Source organism: Nostoc sp., assembly GCF_036917095.1.
Classification (GTDB): domain Bacteria; phylum Cyanobacteriota; class Cyanobacteriia; order Cyanobacteriales; family Nostocaceae; genus Nostoc.
Map to the genome: position 1 here is coordinate 104,279 of NZ_JBALFH010000006.1, position 22,117 is coordinate 126,395.

A 22,117-nucleotide genomic window follows, 5' to 3' on the forward strand; every position below is an offset into this window, starting at 1 on the left:
CGCTTTATTTATCACATTCCAGCAACTCTCGATAATATTGCTCTGGTGTACTTGGTAAATAAGCCGTCATTTGCAAAGTTTGTTCCCTCAATTTGAAACTTTGAGTAATATTAATCCGGCTGAGGAAATCTAGATCGTGGGAAATTACCCAAAGCGCTCCTTGGTAATCATTGATACCTACTACCATTTGTTCAACAGTTTCAATATCTAGGTTATTAGTTGGCTCATCGAGAATCAGCAGATCGATTTCTGAGATACTAATCATAGCTATCGCTAATCTTGCCAACTCACCCCCACTCAGTACGGACGCACTTTTGTGAACGTCATCATATTTAAACAGAAAGTGTCCCAACTGTTGACGCAAAAGCTGATAGCTGAGATGAGGATTGGCAGCTTGCATATTTTCCAGAATTGTGTATTGCCGATTTACCAATTCGTAGGTTTGATCGAGATATACAGCTTTCATCGCTGATGCGAGCAAAACCTCACCTGATTCTAAAAACGCTGTTTGGTTTTCCATTCCCAAAACTGCCTTTACCAAACTCGATTTCCCAGAACCATTTGCGCCGATAATGGCTATGCGATCGCTAGATGATACATGCAGTTGAATATTTTGGATCAATAGACGTTCTGATATCCTAAGATTTGCACCCTGGATATTAATTAGATTTCTGCACTTGTGATTTTTTTCTTCTAGCTGAATACTCGTTACTTTCGTAGTTTTGACCTTCGTTTCTACAACCTTTTGATTAGCCTTTGCTACTGCTGCTTCATGTTTCTTTTTCGCCGTTCCAGTAGACACCTCAGCTTTGGTTTTAATCAGTCCCGCGGCCATTCTATCAATACTACCATTGAGAAACTTGGCGCGACCGTTGCGGCTAGATTGGGCAGCGCGTTGCTGTTCTTGCATAGCTGTGGCTTGGGTACGTTTGAGTTCCTTTCTGGCAGCTTCGTGCGATCGCAACGCTACTTCTAACTCAATTTCTTTCTGTTCTCGATACAGAGAAAAGTTGCCTCCATATACTTTCAAACCAACAGGTGTAAGTTCCCAGGTAATATCTGTCACCTGGTCTAGGAAAAAAGGTTTGTGCGAGACAATCACAAAAGCCCCAGCAAAATCCAAGAGAAACTGCTTTAAGCTTTCTAACGCTTGCAAATCCATGTGATTCGTTGGCTCATCTAGTAACAGCAAGTTTGGTTCTTGAACTAAACCAATCGCCAGAAATAGTTTCGTGAATTCTCCACCACTCAAGTTAGCAATTGGTAAAGATAGGTCAAGTGTGGTGTGGAATTGTGATTGCAAAATATCCTCAATCTTCCACCATTCATCAGAGATGGAAATCAAAAAATTAAGTACTGTATCTGCTGTAATTTCTTGCTTGATAGTGCTGATTTGTGGCAAATAGTAGACAACACCATGATGCCAAACCGATCCTGTAGTGGGGCTAATTTGACTTGCAAGTATTTTTAGTAGAGTTGATTTTCCTACACCGTTCCGACCTACTAAAGCAATGCGATCGCCTGCTTCAATACTCACCTGAATTTGTTGAAACAAACTTCTGTCTAAGCTGAGTTCGTAAGCTAAATTTTCAGCTAATAATATTGATTTTTTCTGCATTATTCTCAAACCTCAATTCCCAAACTTCCACCCGTATGTTCACAACAATTACGGGTAGCTTAGACACAAAAAAACTTAGCCGCAGACACTTGCCAAGCGGTTCAATCTAGATACGAGTGATGACAATATTTTTAGTACATGACTATGTGAAGTAACCCTGTCAAACTAGTTGCGTTTATTCTTCGTTGACATTTATTGCTTTGGCGCAATAGGTGTTTGGTACTACTTCATTTGTGCTATCTCGTTAGAGTTGTGATGAGGTTTGATATTGACTACAGTGTAGCATGAAGGTATTTCGGAAGGCTAGCGATCGCTTTTTCTATTTCCACACTCCCCAGCCCTACTAGAAAGACTTACAGCAGTTTTTTTCTATCTTAAATACATCTTGTGGGGTATCTACAACTGTAGTACTAGCTCCTGACACCTAACATTTGTCTTTTAACAAGAGCATGGCCAGATTGAACATCAAACCAGTGAATATCCTCAGAGGGCAATGCTAGTGTAATATCCTCGCCACTCCAATTTTGGTCTGTTGGCAACAAAGCACGTACCGTAATCGCTTCGGTTTGTGAACCCTCAATCCTGACACTAACCAAATAGTGCATACCCAAGTTTTCCACTAAAAACACTCGCCCTTGGATAGTCTGGGTATCACCTGGTTGAGCAATGCGGACATTCTCTGGACGGATTCCCAGAACAATCTGCGGTGGTACTGTTGGTATATCTGGGAGAAGCACTTGGAAGTTACCCAGCAGCGCGTATTGTCCCCTACAAGGTAAAGTCAGCAAATTCATTTGCGGACTACCAACAAATCCAGCCACAAATAGATTAGCTGGATGGTTATAAATGCGATCGGGCGGGTCAAGTTGCTGGACATAGCCATCGTTGAGCAATGCAACTTTCGTAGAGAGCGTCATCGCTTCGGTTTGGTCGTGGGTGACGTAGACAACGGGCACTTTTTGGGCTGCAAAAATTTGCTTGATATCGGCTCGGACTCGTTCCCGCAGTAATGCATCCAGGTTACTTAAGGGTTCATCCAGCAGGTACACATCGGCATTACGCACCAAAGCACGACCGACAGCAACCCTCTGCCGTTGACCTCCAGACATTTGGCCAGGCTTGCGGTTCATTAACTCTGCTAATCCTAAAACTTCTGCCACTTCTGCGACTCGCTGTTTAATTTCTGTAGGTGGTACTTTTTTCAGCTTGAGTCCAGAAGCGAGGTTTTCGTACACCGTCATGTGGGGATAGAGTGCATAGCTTTGAAATACCATTGCAATGTTGCGATCGGCTGCTCGCTTATAGGTGACATCCACCTCCCCAATCTCGATCTGACCGCGAGTAGGTTCTTCAAGACCCGCAATCATTCTTAGAACGGTAGATTTACCACAGCCAGAAGGGCCAAGTAAAGTGAGAAACTCATGGTTATCTACAGTTAAGCTAACGTCTTTTACAGGGACAACTTTAGGGTTATAGGTTTTGTTTAAGTTTTTGAGTTCGAGTTTAGCCATTTTGATTTTTATCCTTTCACAGCACCAGCGGTAAGACCTTGGACAATCCGGCGCTGGAAAAACAAAACTAGTAAAATCAGGGGTAACGTCCCCACAACAGTTGCAGCAGCGATCGCACCGTAAGGAATTTCAAATACTGTCGCACCACCCAACTGAGCCGCAGCAACGGGAATTGTCTTCAACTCTTCACGGGTCATAAACGTGAGAGCGAAAATAAACTCGTTCCAAGCAAAAATAAAGGTGAGGATTCCAGTAGTTACCAAAGCGGGAAGGGTCATGGGTAAAACGATTTGCCACAGTAGTTGAAACGTGTTATACCCATCAACCCTAGCGGAATCTTCCAAATCTTTTGGCAATTGTTGAAAAAAGCTTCTCAGTACTAAAATTGTTAGCGGCAAATTGATGGCAGTATAAGGTATAATTAGCGCCAGATAATTGTTGCCCAATCTCAGCGCCTGGATAATTTCTAACAATCCTAAGAACAACAGAATTCCAGGAAATAAGGTAACAATTAGAACGCTGGCGAGGATAGCTCGTTCGCCCCAAGGGCGTAACCGTGCGAGGGCATAAGCCGCAGGTGCGCCGATCGCTAAAGATACAGCTGTGGAAGTAATCGATACAAAGGCACTGTTGAAGATATAGCGCCAAAATGGACGACGAGTAAATAACTCAATGTAGTGATTGAAAGTGAATCGTGTGGGGAAATAGACAGTAGGAACGGCGGCAATATCCTCATTCACTTTAAACGAGGTCAGCAATTGCCATAAGGCTGGGGATAGGCTGAATATTACTACTAATACAACTATTATGGGCAGTAAGATTTTTTTCAGAGAAAACTTGGTTTCTCCTTTTCGTTTTGGAATCGTTGGAACTGCTTGGGGAGTTACACTCATGGGTTAAATGGCTCCTGATGTTTTGGCACGGTATTTGTTAAGCAAGAAACTTGCGATCGCCACCGCAGCAATCAATATTAAGAATGTCACTACTACAAGGGCTGCTCCATAACCAAAATCTAAGTAGCGCATCACCGTAGAATAAATATACAATGACACCACTTCCGTAGCGCCACCAGGGCCACCCCCAGTCATCACAGCAATTAAGTCGAAAATTCCGAAAGCTTGAGCAAACCGAAATAGCGCTGCAATTAAAATTTGCGGCAGCAGCAGTGGCAGGGTAATATTGCGGAAGCTTTGCCAAGCAGTTGCCCCATCGACCGAGTAAGCTTCATAAAGGTCTTGTGATATCGACTGCAACCCAGCTAGCAACAGGATACTGATAAACGGCGTAGTTTTCCAAACATCAGCAAAAACCAGTGCTATCATCGCCAGCGTTGGATCGCCTAACCAATTAATCCCAGTCTCAATCAGCCCCAACCGCCGCAGAATATCGTTCACAACCCCAAACTGGTCGTTAAAAATCCAAGCCCACGCCAGACCAATCAGAGAAGTAGGCAAAGCCCAAGGTATAATCGCGATTGTACGCACTATGCCCCGCCCAAAAAAGGCCTGGTTGAGAACTAGGGCAACCCCCAGTCCTAGCAATAGTTCTGAGATTACTGATGCTGTTGTAAACACGGTCGTTGCCCACAAACTCTGCCAAAAACGACCATCCCCCGCCATCCGCACATAATTTTCCAAACCAGAGAATACAGGTTGTAGCTCTGTTCCCAAATTTCTAGTAAATACGCTTAACCAAAATGCTCGTAAAATCGGGTAGGCAAATACAAACAACAGCAGTAACAATGTGGGTGTTAGTAAAATCCATGCTGTCTGTTGTTCCCGACTTCTGAGTGTATGTAAATTTGTCATTAGTCATTAGTCATTAGTCATTAGTCATTAGTCATTAGTCATTAGTCATTAGTCATTAGTCATTAGTCATTAGTCATTAGTCGTTAGTCATTGGGAACTGGCTATTAATTCTTCTCCCTCTGCTCCCTGCTCCCTGCCCCCTGCCCCCTGCCCCCTGCTCCCTGCCCCCTGTTTCCCCTGCCCCAGCAATCGCCGCGTTTCAGCTGCCGCAGCTTGCATTGCTTGTTCAGAATTCATCCGACCGGATAACGCGGCACTAAGATAACGTTGCAAAATATCTGATGTCTGAGCATATTGGGCGATCGGGGGACGTAAAACTGCATTGCCCACGACCTGCAATAACTGCGGATAGTGGGGGTATTTAGCAACAATCTCTGGATCTGTAAACAAATCCCGGCGGCTTGGCACATAGCCTGCGCTGAAAATAAATCGGCGCTGTGCTTTGCGACTGGTAAAATACTGAATTGCTTTCCAAGCCTCTTCGGGATGTTGAGAAGATTTAGCAATTCCTAAACCCCAGCCCCCTAGACAAGCCGCTCCCGTCTTACCAGGAGCATGAACCATTGGTTTTATCGCAATTTTGCCCCGGATTGGCGAATTTTCTGCCTGGGCTAAAGGCCACGCATAAGGCCAACTGCGTAAAAATGCTACTTGACCACTTTGGAACAAGCGCCGGGTGTCCTCTTCTTGGTAGGTTGTGACTCCAGGAGGAGAAACGCCTTCTTTGACAGTACTACGCAGAAACTCAATGGCTCGTAATGTTTCTGGTCGATCTAGTCCAACTTCGAGGGTGTCGGGATTAACCCAGAAACCACCAAAGCCATCGAGAACTTCTGCAAACATCGCCACAAGTCCTTCATATTGGCGACCTTGCCAAACATAGCCCCACTTCACCTGGTTTTTCTTCTGCAAGACTTGGGAAATTCGGATCAAATCATCAAATGTTTCTGGCGGTTGCAATCCTGCTTGTTTGATTAAATCTTCCCGGTAGTAGAGCATTCCCACATCGGAACGCACTGGAATGCGGTACAGCTTGTCTTGGTAACGTCCCCCTTCTACATCCTGGGATGAAAATGCTCCCAACTCCTGTTTAGAAATGCGATCGCCTAAAGGTAGCAACCATCCAGCAGCAGCAAACTTGGATGTCCAAATGACATCCATATTGATCAGGTCATAAGGGGATTCACCCAAGATAAAAGATGAGGTGTACAGGTCTTCGAGCAAATTTGTGGCATTCGGCCCTTCAACCAGGTTAATGCGAATACCTGGGTTCTCAGCCTCGAAGTCTCTAATCAAACCCTGTCTCCAAGGTTCGGCATCAGGGGCAGTCATTAACAAATTGAGGGTAACTGGTTGCTGCGAGAGTACTACCCAACTGAACAATATAATGCTCAAGAGAGTTGCCAGGAAAACCCCTATATGCAAATAACTCTGTTTTCGGATGAATTTTTGCAACTTGTTTATTGGCTTTCGGTACAACATTATTAATGTAGCGATCGCTAACGGTAATTATTAGGAAATAAAAAGATAAAATATCTTAAAAAGGTTACTTTCTATTATTCTTTATCAAAATGTTTGAGTAATGAACAAGCAAGTCAATAAACTTAACATCGAGTTGGCTTAAAATAAGTAAGCAATTTGATGTAAATAAGTGTAAACTTTTGCTAGCAAGCCGTAAATATACAGTAACATCTGGGGTCAATAATGCCCGAAGTCTGGGCTAGAAATCGCGTCGAGTTATTGTTGAAAATAATTTACACCAGAAATTAATACAAGATTAGAAGGGCTTGCTACAGAACTGGCAACAGGATATTTACCACCTTTTGAGAATGATACTGATGCAGATTTTCCCGCTTGGGATACATATCTGGAAGTTTACAAGAGTCAGCGTTAGATAGATGTTCCCTGGTTCTTTGCAGAAACTTATTTTTATCGGTTAATTCTAGAAATTACTGATTATTTTCGCCTTAGTATATGGCATGTCGATCCATTCCAATTGCAAAAATCTCAGGATTTAGAAGCGTCTCTTGACTCGACTATTCTTCTATGTACTCAGGTTAAGAAATGGGTGGAAGATTCTGAAATTGATGTCCCACCAAACCAAACAGCTTTAAATTGCACTATTATATTTCGCTAAGTTCTGCTATTATTATGGGCTGAAAACGCAGCAGATTCTGTGCGATCGCACTCCAGCACTCTCAATTAAAAGCTTTTAACCACCAGGTATTATGGGGCGATCGCCTTTTTGAAATCTTACCCATGACTGTTGTAAAGCAGCAGGAGCAGGATTCTTAGCATCATAAACAACAATCACATTAGTTAGTGGGCGTCCAGCGGGGACTAAAATTTTACCGTTAGCAGCAAAGGCTTTCGATGCACCACCATCTAAATTCATCGCTTCGTGACAACCGATTACTTTCATTGCTTGTGCTTCTTGTTGTAAAGTCAATCCACTGTCGAAATTTATCAAAAAAAGCTTTTTACCATCAGCAGGGAACCCGATCGCAGTTCGTGCACCAGTACCTAAAACACGAGGATCTTTAAATCCTTCAACATCCGGCTTCAGCCAAATTTGTCCCTGTCTCAACAGTCGAGGGCCACAGGTGATGGACAACCAATGTTGATTCCATTCAGGTTTACCGTCAACCCGTGCTGTCACCATTTCCGGTTTATTGCCAACTCGCAATCCCAAAGTAGTGCCAAAATTTTCCCACTGGCTATATTTGATAAATCTTCCCGCTGCTACCATGTTACCCATCACTGTTTTCTGGGCATTCTTGGCAAAAAAAGTACCATTAGCAACGACAGCTGCGGGATAACGAGCTACTAGATTGTTAAATTCTTCATCACCACTAGTTTTTTGATTAGTATTAGCCAAAGTTGCATTATTCGCTAAACCAATAGTAATGAAGGTTTTGGGGTCAGTCAGGTCAATAATAGTTTGATAAAAAGAGAAACCATTTACCTTACCCCTCTTTACTTGTACAGTTTGAGCAGCTGCGGGAAGTGCCAAGGTTAATCCTTGTGCCAAGACAGCACCTCCTAAAAACAAGAAAGACCGTCGGCAGATTTTGGAACTTGGCATAATCAACTCTTCAGTATATTGTTTTTATTAGGATGTCCAAATCCTTCGATAATTTTGCCCAGTAAAGACTTGTGTTTACCCTGAGTATCTGATTAGTGTTGTAAGCAAGCCATACACACTGCTTGAAAAAGCTTAAGTAGAGCGATTGTCTAGAAGACTGTATGTAAATTACTCGATTATAGTCATGCTTTTTCAGAGGTTGTCTTTTTACTTAAAGCTTCTGTCTTCATCTTTGCATTTACTTTGGAATATTTACTGAGAGCAGGAGTGCTTGAATCTATGTTTTCTTTTGAAGATGTTGAAATGGAGGTATTAGAGCTAATCTCTTCTGGTTGTGAATCTAAGCCTGTTTTTCCTTCCCACGAGTAATTGCATATTTTAGTATGAAGTAGGGTACCAAATGTGGCATTAATTACAAAGGCAAAGGAATCTACGAAGATTATATCTATAGCCCGATTAATCATGAGTCCCTCTTGAGCTGATGAAAGCATCAAGTGATGTTTGAATCTGAATTTGACTACACAAGGCATAATGCTTATTCCAGAAATCTCCCGAAATACTTGTAACTAGCTTTGATAGTCTAAGAGGTTGTTTGAAAAGTGGTTTGCTGTGATTTTAGGTGTTAATAATTGCACGAAATAAACACTCTACTGCAAATCTAGTGTTGGCACTATTTTCAACTACTGAGGCGTTTGTTGTATCGCTATTTACTAAAAGAAAATTTATCTTTTGCGATCGCTATTGGCGGGCGTTGGGCGCGATCGCCTAAACTAATATCCCCGAACAGGATGCAGCCAACTAAGTTCTAAAGGTGATAGGCATTTGGCTTCGTGAATTTGAATTTGGGAACCAATGGTTGCCGTTCGATCTCCTATAGTCGAAGCTGCGCGAACGGCACTGTGAAAAAAAGCGATCGCCCAACTGAAGGCTGCTACTTAAAACCAGCAATTGTTTACGATCCCCAAATTTAGCATTAGCCTTTGAAAATGATGTCGTACAGTGACAGCAGAATCTCTACCACAATCAAAATTACCACATACCACTCTACTCGCTGACTACTGCTATGCTGCATGAACTCCAGCACCGTTTGTGCCGTTTGGGAAATCAGATCTAGCTTACGTTCCAGGGCATGGTGACGCTCGCGGATTTCGTATTCATCCTCCAAGCGCAAATATAAGTTTTCTAGCTGTGGGGATTCCCAGAGCAACTCCGGCTTATCGATAATCTCTACTTGACCCACAATCTTATGTTGAACTAATAAGGTAGTCCCAAGTTGACGCAGTAATTCCCGACTCTGGCGTCTACCCCTGTTTTCACGCTGGAGACTAGCTGCAAACGGTTCAATCTGATCGAATACAGCCGCTAGACTGGTTTCATAGTGAGACAGTACAACACTCTTGGCGAGAATATCAGCCACTAACTGCAAGCGTTCTACACTAAACTCATGCAGCAAAATTTTTCCTTCTTTAGCTCGTTCGCTCTCTGCAATATTGAGATGAACTTCTACCTCTTCTGTTTCCGGGTTGGCAAAGGAGCCACTAACTTGAGAGGATAGTTTAGTTAAAAAGGCTACCTTTTCTACAGGCTCAAGGTTAAACAGAACAACTGCACCATAGCCCAGCAGTATTGCATAGCCTTGTTCGCCGGCTGAAACCATTACTGGCATACTCGCCAAGCAAACGTAATCCTCCAACGTATGTAAGTTAATTTCTTTACCAAGAAATAGGGCCTGCGCTCTAAATCTATCTTTGTCATTAAAAAGGAGTTTTTGCATTGTTGCCCGGAAGCTATATTCTGCGTGCTTTACTGCTCTGGTAGCGATCGCAATTGATGTCTGTTGCCGAAGAATAACTACAATCTCAGCTTACCAATAAATTTATTCAGCACTACTACCAGAGACTTCCAAATCAAAAAATATCCAATTGCTGTGGTAGCAGTTATTGAGCGGGCAAAGAATAATCTGATAATTGTATTGGATACAACATCATCAGTTCGATGCGTGTCAACTATTCAAGTCTTCTCTCAAAGCGAGAGGCTAGCGCTTTCTGTACGAAATGCTACGCGAATATCATTCTTATGAAAACTATTTTGAGTATTTTTACTGCTTGACAAAAAGCGCTTGTTTTTAACCTCTCACCGATGGGCTGGGCACTGTTCTCCCATCTCACTCAATTTATCAGAGTTTTGTCCCCTTCTCTACGAATACATCCTTTCTCTCCCTGAAGGGTTACGAACATTATTGAAAGCTTTGCTCAAAAAAAAGTCGATTTCCATAAGGATGAATATTTTTTACGTCTTTAGATATATTGTACTTAGCCCTTAATTATTGCTAACTATTAAAGCAGTAAAATTTGCCATATTTAAATTACAATAAAAACTGCCTTCAATTAATTAATAAATTTGTCGCTCAATAACACCTAAAATCTTTTAAATGATACAGCATCTAAGTATAGCAATTTTGCTAATAATTGCTTGAGATATCCACCATCATTAGGCTTTATAAATTCTTTCGCTTATTAAGCAACATCTCTGATTAATAAAAATATACCAATAATCCTGGAGGATGGCTATTGGAAGAAAGTCAACAGTTTACGCAATTATTAAGTGATACATGCTACTTGCCCACACCAATTTTTAGAACGCTCATACAGACGGTCGGTTCGGTTATTTAGATTTGATGTCATGTTGAAGGTAGCGCAATATTTTAATAACAGTTCAAATCCTAGATTTATCGTTCCGATGGGGAGGCAAATTATACCTTATTGGACTTTTAAAACGTTCTCTTAAAGCTCCTATGCCATTATTAAGCCAATATGCTCAAAACAAAAAGATTAAGTATTTTTTAGAACCAATACTTAAACAAGCTAGAATTCTCGAAATTGGAAGTGGAAGTGGATGGGTTAGTGAATATCTGAAGCAAAACGGGTACAAACATTACGTAGGAATAGATATTGAACCACCTGCTGATATCGTTGGTGATATTCGTGAGTGGAAAAGTTTAGGTTTAGAAGAGCAATCATTTGATGTCATAGTTGCATTTGAAGTAGTTGAACATGTTGATTGCTTTAAAGAATGTTTTGATCTGTTAAAACCAGGTGGGCAGTTAATGCTGACATCTCCTGTTCCGCACATGGATTGGGCAATGCAGTTACTTGAATCAGCTGGACTTAATCAAAAAAGAACAAGTCCTCACAATTATTTGGTTTGCTTTGAAGATGTCCCTTATTTTAAAAATAAAGACATTAAAATAGTTAGCTCTTTATCACAGTGGGGAATATTTACCAAGTAGTATGACAAACCTATTTTAATATTTAAAAGCCAAACCAACAGGGAGATAAGACAACCGAAGTTGATTTTTGCCGCTGCATGAGGGTCAAAACCGTTTCTATGCAAGATTTTTGAAAATAAAAATACAGTACCTTATTAAGAAACTTGTATCTACTACGCTACTGCTGTGCCAATTTGCTTTACTCTATTTGGTGCAGACTTTTGCAACGTATTTGTAAGGGTTCGAGGTACGATAAAGTTTAGTAAGTTTATACGCTTGGCTTGATTAAAGTCAAGCTAAGTAGCTAGCTTTTTTGTGGTTATGAACCAGTGGCTAGATTTATAAAACTACCAAAATTTTTAGCTGATGTGTAAACTTTATTTCGTTATAAGGAGTAATTTATGAGTCAAAAAACAGCAATCATTATTGGAGCTGGCCCTGCGGGTTTAACTGCTGCTTATGAGCTACTTGAGCAAACAGATATTAAACCAATTATCTATGAGATGAGTAATGAAATTGGTGGCATTTCGCGAACAGTGAAATACAAAGGTTACAGAATGGACATTGGCGGACATCGTTTTTTTTCAAAGTCTGATGTTGTCATGGATTGGTGGTTACAGTTCATGCCAATTGAGTCTGTAAATAAGCAGCAAAAAATTACTCTGACTTATCAGAATAAAAGTAGAGATATACAAGCAAAAGACGAGCACGCCGATCCAGATAAAGAAGATATGGTGATGCTAGTTCGCAACCGCAAATCAAGGATATATTTCCTGAGGAAATTTTTTGACTACCCAATTACTTTAAGCAAGAATACTCTGACGAATTTGGGATTAATAAGAACCTACAAAATTCTGATAAGTTATCTTTATATTAGAGCGTTTCCTATTAAAAAAGAGAAAAACCTGGAAGAGTTTTTTATTAATCGGTTTGGGAATGTTTTATATAGAACGTTTTTCAAGTCTTACACCGAAAAAGTCTGGGGAGTTCCCTGTTCCGAAATAAGCGCTGAATGGGGTGCTCAACGGATTAAAGGTTTTTCAATTGCCAAAGCAATACAACATATTTTCAAAAGAATTTTTAATTTCAATTCTGGTTCTCTAGCACAAAAGGATATTGAAACTTCCTTAATTGAACGTTTTTTGTATCCTAAATTAGGCCCCGGACAGTTATGGGAGGAGGTAGCTGAACGAGTTAAAGCAAAAGGAGGAGAAATTCATCTAAATACTGGGGTTAGAAAATTATTTACAGCAGATGGAAACAAAATTACTGCTGTAGAAATTTATAATTCAGTTACTCAAAAGATAGAGCGATTAGAAGGAGATTTTTTCATTTCTACAATGCCTATCAAAGATTTGATTAGAGGATTACAAGCTAATGTTCCATCTGAGATCGGGGAAATTAGTGAGGGTTTAGGATATAGAGACTTTATTACAGTAGGTTTATTAGTAGAAAAACTATCTCTTCGGGATGTAAAAAAGGGTGAAAAGCTGATTCAGGATAACTGGATATATGTTCAAGAGCCAGATGTCTCATTAGGGAGAATTCAAATCTTTAATAATTGGAGTAGCTCTCTAGTTCAAGATCCTTCCAAAGTTTGGCTAGGACTTGAATATTTTTGTAACGAGTCAGACTATTTGTGGAAGATGGCTGATGATGAATTTGCAAAATTTGCTATCCAAGAACTGGAAAAGATTGGATTCATTTGCCAATCTGACGTGTTGGATAGCACAGTGATCAGAGTACCTAAAACTTATCCAGCCTATTTTGGTACTTACTCTGAATTCGATCGTCTCAAATTGTATATTAACGATTTTGAGAACCTTTTCCTGGTTGGCAGAAATGGTATGCACAGGTACAATAACCAGGATCACTCAATGCTTACAGCTATGGCTGCTGTGGAGAATATTAAAAATGGCGTCACAGATAAGTCTGCAATTTGGGAGATTAATACCGAACAGGAATACCACGAAACTAAACCTGAGGCTAATTCCCCAGCAGTTGAATCGAATAGTAGGTATCGGAGAAAGCCTGCAACAGAATTAACTAAGCAGTTTGTGAGTTATCTGTTCACGGGAGGTTCCGCAACTGTCGTGGACGTGTTCATTTTCTTTATCTTGATTAAGTCGGGCATGTGGTATGTCTTAGCCCTTTGTATTAGCAGCTTTTTTGGGCTTACTACGAATTTCTTGCTCACTCGCCGATTTGTCTTTAATGTTTACTGGGCAAATCCTTTAGCTCAGTATGGTGTCTTTGCAGTAGTTGCAATCAATGGTTTCTTTGCCAATTTAGGTTTGTTGCAACTCCTCATGAATGAACTGCGTATTGATGCCACTCTAGCGCGTCTAGTAAGTGCTGCTTGTATTGCTCTGATCAATTTCGCTGGCCATAAGTTGTATTCTTTTTCATCCAATCTCCAAAGCTCTAATCAGTTGAGATGAATTAGAAACCAAATATGCGACAGGGAGAGCCTGACTTGTCGCTCATTTTTAGTAAGGGGTTGAACAAAAATAAATTGAACTTTCCATGTATTAGGAGCATCTGTCGTAGTGTATTCTCAATAGAGCCTAAAACAATCTCATTAACTCCTACTTATTGCTAAGACTTAAAGCCTAGATGCTCTACGGCTTGCTGTAGGCATTGCTTTGAGCCTTGAAAAATAAACCAAACAATAAATGCTGATTTTTTTATTGGTTCTTAACTTTGGTTGCGTTCAAGAATTAAAAAACAGATCGGCCTGGAACTAATATGCTGCAAAAAACTACCGTAAGTCAAAGAAAAAAATATTTACTGAAGACCATTTTTTGGTTGGTAGCTATACTGTTAGGCGCTGTTCAAGCTTGGTTTTATCGTTACTATCAAGATGCAGATGATATCATTTCTTACTTAGACATTGGAGATGCTTATTTGCAGGGAGAATGGAATGTAGCTATTAATGCTTATTGGAGTCCTCTCTATTCCTGGCTACTAGGTTTGACTTTATATGTTTTAAAACCTTCGAGCTATTGGGAATTTCCCGTAGTTAAACTTGTTAACTTCCTGATTTATCTGTTCGCTTTAATTGCCTTCGACTTCTTTTTACGAGAGCTAATTTTCTACTACAATAAAAAAATATCTTTAGTTTCTTCACAAATATCTTTTAAAATACCTTATTGGGCATGGATAGTATCGGGTTATATATTATTTATTGTATCTTCTCTGCAATGGATAGGTGTTGCCAGTGATAGCCCAGATATGTTATTGGCAGCATTTATATACTTTGCTGCTGGACTGTTACTGCGTATATACGCACACTCAGAAAGTTGGTTCAACTTCATTATCTTGGGGGTAGTTCTTGGATTTGGTTATCTATCCAAAGCACCCATGTTTCCGCTAGCTTTTGTATTTTTATTGACTAGTATGTTTTCAGTCGGTAATCTCCGAAGAGCATTACCACGAACATTAGCTGCGCTGCTAGTTTTTACAATCATAGTCACTCCTTTTATTGCTGCGATTTCTACAGCCAAAGGTCGCCTAACCTTTGGCGACGCTGGAAAGTTGAATTATGCATGGACAGTAATCGCCGGGGTTACGCCTTATAGGGGTTGGCAAGGAAATGAGCTTGGGATGGGTACACCCAAACATCCCCCTAGACAAATTTTTGATAATCCTAAAGTACTTGCATTTGAGACTCCTATAGGCAGTACGTACCCTCTGTGGCACGATCCATCCTACTGGTATGAAGGACTTAAACTCAAATTTAATTTAGAAAGGCAGAGAAAAATTTTAGCGATTAACACTATTTTTTTTTACAAGCAATTTCTTGGAGGTTTAGTTTTTATTTACCTAATACTTATTTGCGTGAAGGGTAGACCTTGGCTTTCAGTAAAAGATTTAATAGAAAATTGGATATTACTTATTCCAGCAATAACGGGTTTAGGTATTTACATGTTAGTGGCTAATATACCTGATGCTTTCAAGCCGATGAGGTACATTGCTCCGTTCATTGTACTCTTGTTTGCTGGAGTATTTTCAAGTGTGCATTTTCCTAATTCACAAAAAACAAAAAGATTGATAGCAGGTACGACTGTTATTACCTCGTTTATAATTGTTGGCCAGTCGTTCTATTCTCAATTTTTCAAAAACATATCGGCTGTATCTCAGGAACAAAACCAGCTTATTGAGTTACAGGTAGCTGACACTTTACATGAGTTAGGAGTTCAACCTGGAGAAAAAGTTGCGATCCTTGGATACTATATTGCTCCTTATTACCATTGGGCTAGATTAGCACGAGCCAAAATTGTTGTTGAGATTTTTGATGAAAAAAGCTTCTGGGAGAAAAATACTGTTGTCAGAACTGAGATTCTTAAAAATATAGAGAAGACTGGAGCCAGGGTTATCGTACAGAAGCCTGGGTTTAAGATACCAAATTATGCTTTGGCAACTGGTTGGCGAGAAATTGGCAATACTGGCTACTATGTGTATTTCTTACAGAAGTCGGGCAAAAACTAGCAAAAACACTTTTGAATCGCTTAATCCCAATACCCGTGACTGGCATTTGAACGGGAGTAAAGTATTAAGCACATTTGCTCCCTCCCTTTAGGGAACTCCAAAAAATAAATTATCCCATTCTTGGAATTAAAACTACTTTATTTATGTGCATTCAAGTTTACGGAATTCCCAATTGCGGCACTTGCAAAAAAGCTTTAACGTGGCTCCAACACAACAACATTGACTATGAGTTCATTAACACCAAAGATACTCCGCCGACTCGCGAGCAGATTCAAAACTGGGTAAGCTCTTTGGGTTTTGCTCCGATGCGAAATAGCAGCGGTCAATCTTATCGAGCTTTGGGAGAGGAAAAGAAGACTTGGACTGAAGAACAGTGGATTGAGGCATTCACTCACGATGCAATGCTGCTCAAACGTCCGCTTTTTGTCAAAAATGGAACGGCAGTACTGGTAGGTTTTAAAGATGAGGCAGTAGTTAAAGCAAAATTAGAGCTTTAATCAGATGCCTAGCCGCTCTAACATTTGACTTACTGCACATTCTAGCTAGAACGTCATAGGCATGAGGTTGAAGTTACAAGTATAGCTTTTAGCCCCAACTTAATCTACTCAAAAATATTAGCGATCGCTAATATTAATTTGATAAGGTGAAGGAGTAAAATAATTGTAGCTGCAACCAATGTTTAAGAAGTCCTCAATTGCTGGCTTGCTCCCATTTGCCACTGTTACAACTACCTTGGCACTGGCAACAATTATTTTCTATCCATCAAAAACTTTGTCACAAACACCAAGCGACGGGCACAACACAGTTCCCCAGGCAGGTTGCCTATCTGGGTATCCTGATGGCACATATCGAGGTTCGCGCCCAGTTACGCGTTATGAATTTGCTGCTGGCTTGAATACTTGCCTAGAGAGGCTAAATCAACTTATTCCCGCTAATAGGGCGGATTTAGCAACAAAGCAAGATTTGGAAATTTTGCTCAAACGGCAGAGGGAATTAAACCAACAACTTCAAGAACTCAACGAGCAACTTGACACCCCAAGACCTACAAAATAAGAAAGCATTTCACAGCAGTTAGTTTATGCGATCGCCATGTTTAGTTTCAATCGATGGTAGATACATTAAAGGGAACTATGGATGGTGAAAACTTTTTCAGCAATGGGTAAAATTCTAGCCTCGCTGCATAATCATCTGTTTGTGATACTTCCAGTTCAATTGTTTGCTCCTCTTCTTCATCAAAAAGCAACTGGATTTGATAATTTGTCCAGAATTGCTCGCCTAGTTCATCTTCTAATTCAAAAAGCCGTTCTTCATCTCCCCATATATTCGACCAAAAAACTATCCTATTAGCCCGAAAGTGATTTTGACCTGTTGTATCTGCAATTACAAAATATGCTTCAACATTTAAATCAAATCCCAAGTCATCGGCCTCTAGCTCTGCTATTTGACAGTTAACCACTATTAAGGTATCTGGATTAACATTTACTACCTGGTCTTGGCGATTTAATAATTCTTGAAGTACGAAAGCAGGCAACAACTGGGAACTCTCCTCAAGTACTAGCTTTTGATTTTCTGGGGAGTAACGATTTTTTAATTCTTGGGTTATTAAAGTTAAAATATCTTCACTGGCTAAATTTAAAACTATCTTTTTATTTGTGGTATTAAGGAAACACCCCTGATTAAGCTCGATGCGTTTTTTTATAGGCATAGTTTTGTTAAATCCTTTTAATGCGATTAGATAATTCACAAATAAAGCTCAAACGAAGGCAAAGAAGAAATATCACCTTAGCTTCAGTTCTATATTTTTAGCAAGACGTACTTAACACCAATTGCATCCTTTAAATCATAATTATAAACTCTAGCGATTTGGGAACTAAAAAATGTTCATCCGCTAAGAATGAAAAATGCCACAGTGCTTGACCAATTAACGGATTGGTTGAGTAAATAACGAGTAAATAAACTTTTAATAATGTCCATTTCCTGACTCGTCAGATTTTCAGCCAGACGATCGGCATAACTTGGTCGATTAGGATTAGCAGTAAATAAACGCTTGAGAAAACGATCGGAGATGTGCATTGGTGCCAAATTCTGTTCGACAACCACTTGTACGCAGCATCCATTTGAGGCAAAAGCATCACGTAAATCGTCAGCGTCCCAGTTAAGCATGGGGTCAGAAGTATTTGTATAAATGGCTTCTTCTGCTAAAACTAATCCCTCATACAATTGGGCATCTACATCTAGATTTTGCCTGGGCAGTAAGCGGTAAAACCTTTGGGTATGACGAGGTATTGTCTCGCTTAAAATAAGTTTGACTGAGTGCGGAATCAATTGAGCTAAAAATTGAGCAGCAATTATTTTATCCACTTCCGAGGCTAGTACATTGCGCCCAATAATAGAGTCAAAGCGTACATTTGGTGCAAGAGATGCCAGCATAGCAGGTATCTGTGCCACAGATGCAGTAAAAATTATTGGTCGCATCGTTTCAGGAAGTGCCTCAGCTTGTTCGATTAAAGCATTGGCATCAGAGCTATTGCGGACACAGGCATAAACTCCACCTTCAGGAACTTGCCGTATTGCTTCCCAAGTAAGTAAACCAGTGGCGGCGTTTAAATCTAATACTAAGTGATGACGTTGTAATTGAGCGAAACTGAAAATGCGATCGCGCACTGATGCTAATTGTGTACTTACCTGAGAAAGTGTGCGTTGCAACCAGCGCTCATCTGCTCGGTCAGTAATTCCATAAGTCATAACTTCTAATGGTGCAACACCAATACCTTCTACTATTGCAGCAAGTTGAGCTTCCCGACGACGTGCTACTTGTGTTGCAATTTGGTGTTCATAACCTTGAGTTGATGGCTGGTAAAATAATTGACCTTGCAAGCTGGTGGGTAAATATTGTTGCGCTACCCAATGATCTCGGTAAGCGTGAGGATAGAGATAACCAGCCCCATGTCCAAAACCTTTTTTATCCCGATTGGCATCTTTAAGATGAGTCGGAACTTCTGCAACATTTTCAATTTCTACCGCTGCTAAAGCATCAAAAAAGCCCATAAGACTGTTGGACTTTGGTGCAGTCGCTAAATAAAGTACTGCTTGCGCCAAATGATAACGTCCTTCTGGCATTCCCACGCGATCGAACGCTTCGGCACAGGCATTTGTCACGACAACTGCTTGTGGGTCGGCTAATCCGATATCTTCGCTGGCAAGAATTAACATCCGACGGAAAATAAAACGCGGGTCTTCACCGGCATAAACCATTTTGGCTAGCCAGTAGAGGGCTGCATCTGGGTCAGAACCTCGTAAGCTCTTGATAAAAGCACTGATGGTATCAAAATGGGCATCACCTTCTTTGTCGTATAAAACAGCACGCTGCTGAATTGATTCTTCTGCCACTGCTAGAGGAATATGAATAACACCTGTAGCATCGGGCGGTGTAGTCTCTACAGCCAGTTGCAAAGCATTCAATAATGAACGAGCATCACCGTTGGCAACATTAACTAGATGAGCTAAAGCATCTGCGTCAATTTGTACTGTTAAGTTCCCATAACCGCGTTCAGAATCAGCTAGTGTTTGCTCAACAATTTTGTATAAATCTTTATCACCTAATTGCTGAAGTTGAAAAATTCGCGAACGGCTGACAAGTGCTTTATTGACTTCAAAAAAAGGATTTTCTGTGGTAGCACCAATGAGAATAATTGTACCATTCTCCACCCAAGGCAATAGAGCATCCTGCTGAGACTTGTTAAAACGATGGACTTCATCGACAAAAAGAATAGTTCGTTGATTATGAAACTTGCGCTCTTCTTGGGCTTTTTCAATTGCCGCTCGAATTTCTTTGACTCCTGAAAGTACAGCATTGATAGCGATGAAGTGGGCGCGGGTGGTGTTGGCAATAACACGCGCTAAAGTAGTCTTACCAGTGCCTGGTGGCCCAGAAAAGATTAAAGAAGACAGTTGATCTAAACTAATAGCACGCCGCAGTAGCCTTCCTTGTCCGATAATATGGTCTTGACCAATAAATTCATCAAGTGACCGCGGACGCATCCGAGCCGCTAGGGGCGCTTCTTTTTCAGTTATTTTTGTAAGATGCTGGTCAAATAAGTCCATTATTTAATACGTGTTCATTTACTGCAAACTCTGATTTTTAATAAAAATAAATTACTATCTCATTAATTCTGACAACATCTGCTCTAGAATATCTTCCATAATTTCTTCGTCTAAGGAGTCTAGAGTTGGTGGGCCACCGAGAAACTCCTTGATAGTCATTTTCTCTTCTCTAAAGTCCTTGACAAAATCCCTAATTTGAGAAACAACATTAATTTGATTGTCTATTGTTTGTACCATAATAGCCATCGAGTCAATGCCTTTTTTAGCAGCTTTGCGAGAATCAGAAACCATTGTTCCTTCTGGAGTATTTTTTGCTAAACGCAGTTCCCGTTTCAAGTTTTCATATTGATTGAGAAGAATTTGGTTTTGTTGTTCTATAGTTCGACACTTACGAGTTAAATCATCCTCGCTATTATTGTCAATAACTTCCCCCACTTGCTGAAGTAGCTCAATTTCTAAAAGTCTTGCCAAATCACCTTCTTGGTAGGCTTGATTGATTGATTTCATAATTTCTGTATGATATTTCTGTGTCTCGCTGTCTTTTACCTTATCTGGGTGAAAGATTTCAGCTAATCTTAGAAATATTTCCCGAATTTTTCTCTTATCTTCTGTTCTAGTTACAGACTGAGATTCTACAGATTCTTGTGCTTGCCAGCGATCTTCAGCAGTTTCCCTGGAAAAATCTGATTCTGGTTCGGGGTTGTCGAACAATTCGTCTAGCTCTTTATTGAATTGTTTGCGACTCGGTTTGAGACTAATGATTCCTGTCAACTGGAGTTTAAGGTAAACTGCCTCTATATTTTTGAGGGTTTGTTTACCAAACTTTCTAGTAGTAAAAATTTCATCAAACAGAGCATGAATTTCCCGATCTAACTCAGCCATTTTTTGGAAGCTGGGACTGGTTTGATGAAATATTTCTGTGGCTAAATTTCGCGTTTGTTCAACAAAATTCTTCAGTTCTGTCCGTTTTCTCTTAATCTGTTTGAGTAGCGATTGGTGTTCTTTTTCTAGAAACTGTAAGCGGAGATGTAATTGGGAGAGAGCTAATGGAGGTGTAATTGAGTGGGATGCAGGTGGGGTTTTTCGAGCCATAGGAGTTTCTGTGCCGTAAGTTTTGCGTTATCAAGCGATCGCAAAGTGATAATTATTTCATAGTTTTTTACCACTAAACCTGGGGCGATCGCAAACCCAATCCCTTAGCACCCCCGCCAGAACATCAAGAGCGCTGATATTGGGTATTGGTGGGACTTAACTTAAGCTCTTTGAGATTGATATTCAATCCGCATCTGCTTAACGTCAATTTGCTGAGACTCGGAAAACACAAGTTGTTCTACTTGATATAATCCTAAACTTTCAAACTGTTTAAGTTCCGAGCTTGATAATGGCCAAGGTGGGCCATTCGGTTCAACTTCTGTGTCTCGGACATGAGTAATCAGCAACAGTGTTCCATTTTGAGCAACTACATAGGCAACTGAAGAAATAACTGAAGAACGCACATTCAAGGGCAAAGCTTGAATATTGCGACATTCAAAAACAAAGTCAAAGGCTTGATGCCATTGTGAAGGAATTGCTAATAAATCTGCGACTACATAGTTGACAACCGAATCTGGAAATCGCTCTTGACACCAAGCGATCGCTGTTGGTGAAATATCAAAGGCGGTTACTTCAAATCCTAGATTTGCTAAAGCTTCGGCATCATCTCCCAAGCCACAACCAATTACTAAGGCCTTTTGCTGTGAGGCAAATGGTTCATGATTTGTCAACCAATCTTGTAGATAAGGATGAGGAGCTAACTTGGCCCAAGGAATTTTTGTTACATCACCTTGAGCTTTGGTATATAAAACTTCAAACCATGCCGATGGTTCTGATTTCTGTAAAGCTTCTGTAGCTAACTCTTTAACAGTAAACTGCAAATTTTGTTTTTCTTGTTCCAACATAAAAACAGACACGGAAATATCATTATTCAGTTTAATTTTAACTATGGCAGTCTATGTCATTGAAACTGAAAATCAGAATTCTGACGAACTAAAGGTTACCAATAACCCAACAAAAGATCCTCTAATATCATGTCCGGATAAATAGTTATGATTCCCACAGTCATTGCACCCCACCCCCAACCCCTCCCCGCTTGCAGGGAGGCAGGGTGGTTTCATACAAAGAAAGAAAAAACCTTTTGAATTTGATTGGCTAAAGCACGTTGAGCTTGAGGGATAGTGCGAAAACCAAGAAATC

At 40.4% G+C, this 22,117-nt stretch carries 17 protein-coding genes; 5 read left to right on the forward strand and 12 right to left on the reverse strand.

Annotated features, from left to right (window positions below):
• Positions 1-4: 4 nt before the first annotated feature.
• The 8 genes from abc-f to V7L01_RS01785 all read right to left on the reverse strand — a co-directional run bounded on the left by abc-f (position 5) and on the right by V7L01_RS01785 (position 9,796).
• Positions 5-1,618 (reverse strand): ribosomal protection-like ABC-F family protein, encoded by a 1,614-nt coding sequence (gene abc-f / locus V7L01_RS01750; RefSeq protein ID WP_335031341.1) that lies wholly within the window; start codon positions 1,616-1,618, stop codon positions 5-7.
• 410 nt (positions 1,619-2,028) lie between these two features.
• Positions 2,029-3,129, reverse strand: a complete 1,101-nt coding sequence (locus V7L01_RS01755) for an ABC transporter ATP-binding protein (protein WP_335031343.1) — start codon at positions 3,127-3,129, stop codon at positions 2,029-2,031.
• A gap of 8 nt (positions 3,130-3,137) precedes the next feature.
• Positions 3,138-4,022 carry a carbohydrate ABC transporter permease gene (locus tag V7L01_RS01760; protein ID WP_335031345.1) on the reverse strand — a complete coding sequence of 295 codons (885 nt, stop codon included), beginning with the start codon at positions 4,020-4,022 and terminating at the stop codon, positions 3,138-3,140.
• Between the two features lie 3 nt (positions 4,023-4,025).
• The gene (locus V7L01_RS01765) at positions 4,026-4,937 is read right to left on the reverse strand and encodes a carbohydrate ABC transporter permease (protein ID WP_335031346.1); all 912 of its coding nucleotides are present in this window, start codon (positions 4,935-4,937) and stop codon (positions 4,026-4,028) included.
• An 87-nt stretch (positions 4,938-5,024) separates the two neighbouring features.
• Positions 5,025-6,419, reverse strand: a complete 1,395-nt coding sequence (locus V7L01_RS01770; protein ID WP_335031348.1) for an ABC transporter substrate-binding protein — start codon at positions 6,417-6,419, stop codon at positions 5,025-5,027.
• A gap of 730 nt (positions 6,420-7,149) precedes the next feature.
• The gene (locus V7L01_RS01775) at positions 7,150-8,022 is read right to left on the reverse strand and encodes a phosphodiester glycosidase family protein (RefSeq protein WP_335031350.1); all 873 of its coding nucleotides are present in this window, start codon (positions 8,020-8,022) and stop codon (positions 7,150-7,152) included.
• A 182-nt stretch (positions 8,023-8,204) separates the two neighbouring features.
• Entirely contained in the window at positions 8,205-8,486 is a 282-nt protein-coding gene (locus V7L01_RS01780) for a hypothetical protein (protein ID WP_335031352.1), read from the reverse strand.
• A gap of 509 nt (positions 8,487-8,995) precedes the next feature.
• The gene (locus tag V7L01_RS01785; protein WP_335031354.1) at positions 8,996-9,796 is read right to left on the reverse strand and encodes an RMD1 family protein; all 801 of its coding nucleotides are present in this window, start codon (positions 9,794-9,796) and stop codon (positions 8,996-8,998) included.
• Between the two features lie 1,020 nt (positions 9,797-10,816).
• Between V7L01_RS01785 and V7L01_RS01790 the strand changes: the two genes are divergently transcribed.
• The 5 genes from V7L01_RS01790 to V7L01_RS01810 all read left to right on the forward strand — a co-directional run bounded on the left by V7L01_RS01790 (position 10,817) and on the right by V7L01_RS01810 (position 16,834).
• Positions 10,817-11,311 (forward strand): class I SAM-dependent methyltransferase, encoded by a 495-nt coding sequence (locus V7L01_RS01790; RefSeq protein WP_335031356.1) that lies wholly within the window; start codon positions 10,817-10,819, stop codon positions 11,309-11,311.
• Between the two features lie 380 nt (positions 11,312-11,691).
• Complete coding sequence (locus tag V7L01_RS01795; protein ID WP_335031360.1) at positions 11,692-13,731, forward strand: GtrA family protein; 2,040 nt, start codon at positions 11,692-11,694, stop codon at positions 13,729-13,731.
• Between the two features lie 532 nt (positions 13,732-14,263).
• Positions 14,264-15,781 carry a hypothetical protein gene (locus V7L01_RS01800; protein WP_335031362.1) on the forward strand — a complete coding sequence of 506 codons (1,518 nt, stop codon included), beginning with the start codon at positions 14,264-14,266 and terminating at the stop codon, positions 15,779-15,781.
• Between the two features lie 143 nt (positions 15,782-15,924).
• A complete protein-coding gene (locus tag V7L01_RS01805) occupies positions 15,925-16,278 on the forward strand; it encodes a Spx/MgsR family RNA polymerase-binding regulatory protein (RefSeq protein ID WP_335031364.1) in 354 nt (117 codons plus the stop codon).
• Positions 16,279-16,456: 178 nt separating this feature from the next.
• The gene (locus V7L01_RS01810) at positions 16,457-16,834 is read left to right on the forward strand and encodes an S-layer homology domain-containing protein (RefSeq protein ID WP_335031365.1); all 378 of its coding nucleotides are present in this window, start codon (positions 16,457-16,459) and stop codon (positions 16,832-16,834) included.
• A gap of 46 nt (positions 16,835-16,880) precedes the next feature.
• Here the strand turns inward: V7L01_RS01810 and V7L01_RS01815 are convergent, their stop codons facing one another.
• The 4 genes from V7L01_RS01815 to V7L01_RS01830 form a co-directional block, all read right to left on the reverse strand.
• Positions 16,881-17,486, reverse strand: a complete 606-nt coding sequence (locus V7L01_RS01815) for a hypothetical protein (protein ID WP_335031367.1) — start codon at positions 17,484-17,486, stop codon at positions 16,881-16,883.
• Between the two features lie 176 nt (positions 17,487-17,662).
• Positions 17,663-19,885, reverse strand: a complete 2,223-nt coding sequence (locus V7L01_RS01820) for an AAA family ATPase (RefSeq protein ID WP_335031369.1) — start codon at positions 19,883-19,885, stop codon at positions 17,663-17,665.
• A 54-nt stretch (positions 19,886-19,939) separates the two neighbouring features.
• Complete coding sequence (locus V7L01_RS01825) at positions 19,940-20,977, reverse strand: J domain-containing protein (RefSeq protein WP_335031371.1); 1,038 nt, start codon at positions 20,975-20,977, stop codon at positions 19,940-19,942.
• A 161-nt stretch (positions 20,978-21,138) separates the two neighbouring features.
• The gene (locus tag V7L01_RS01830; protein WP_335031379.1) at positions 21,139-21,822 is read right to left on the reverse strand and encodes a class I SAM-dependent methyltransferase; all 684 of its coding nucleotides are present in this window, start codon (positions 21,820-21,822) and stop codon (positions 21,139-21,141) included.
• Between the last annotated feature and the right edge of the window lie 295 nt (positions 21,823-22,117).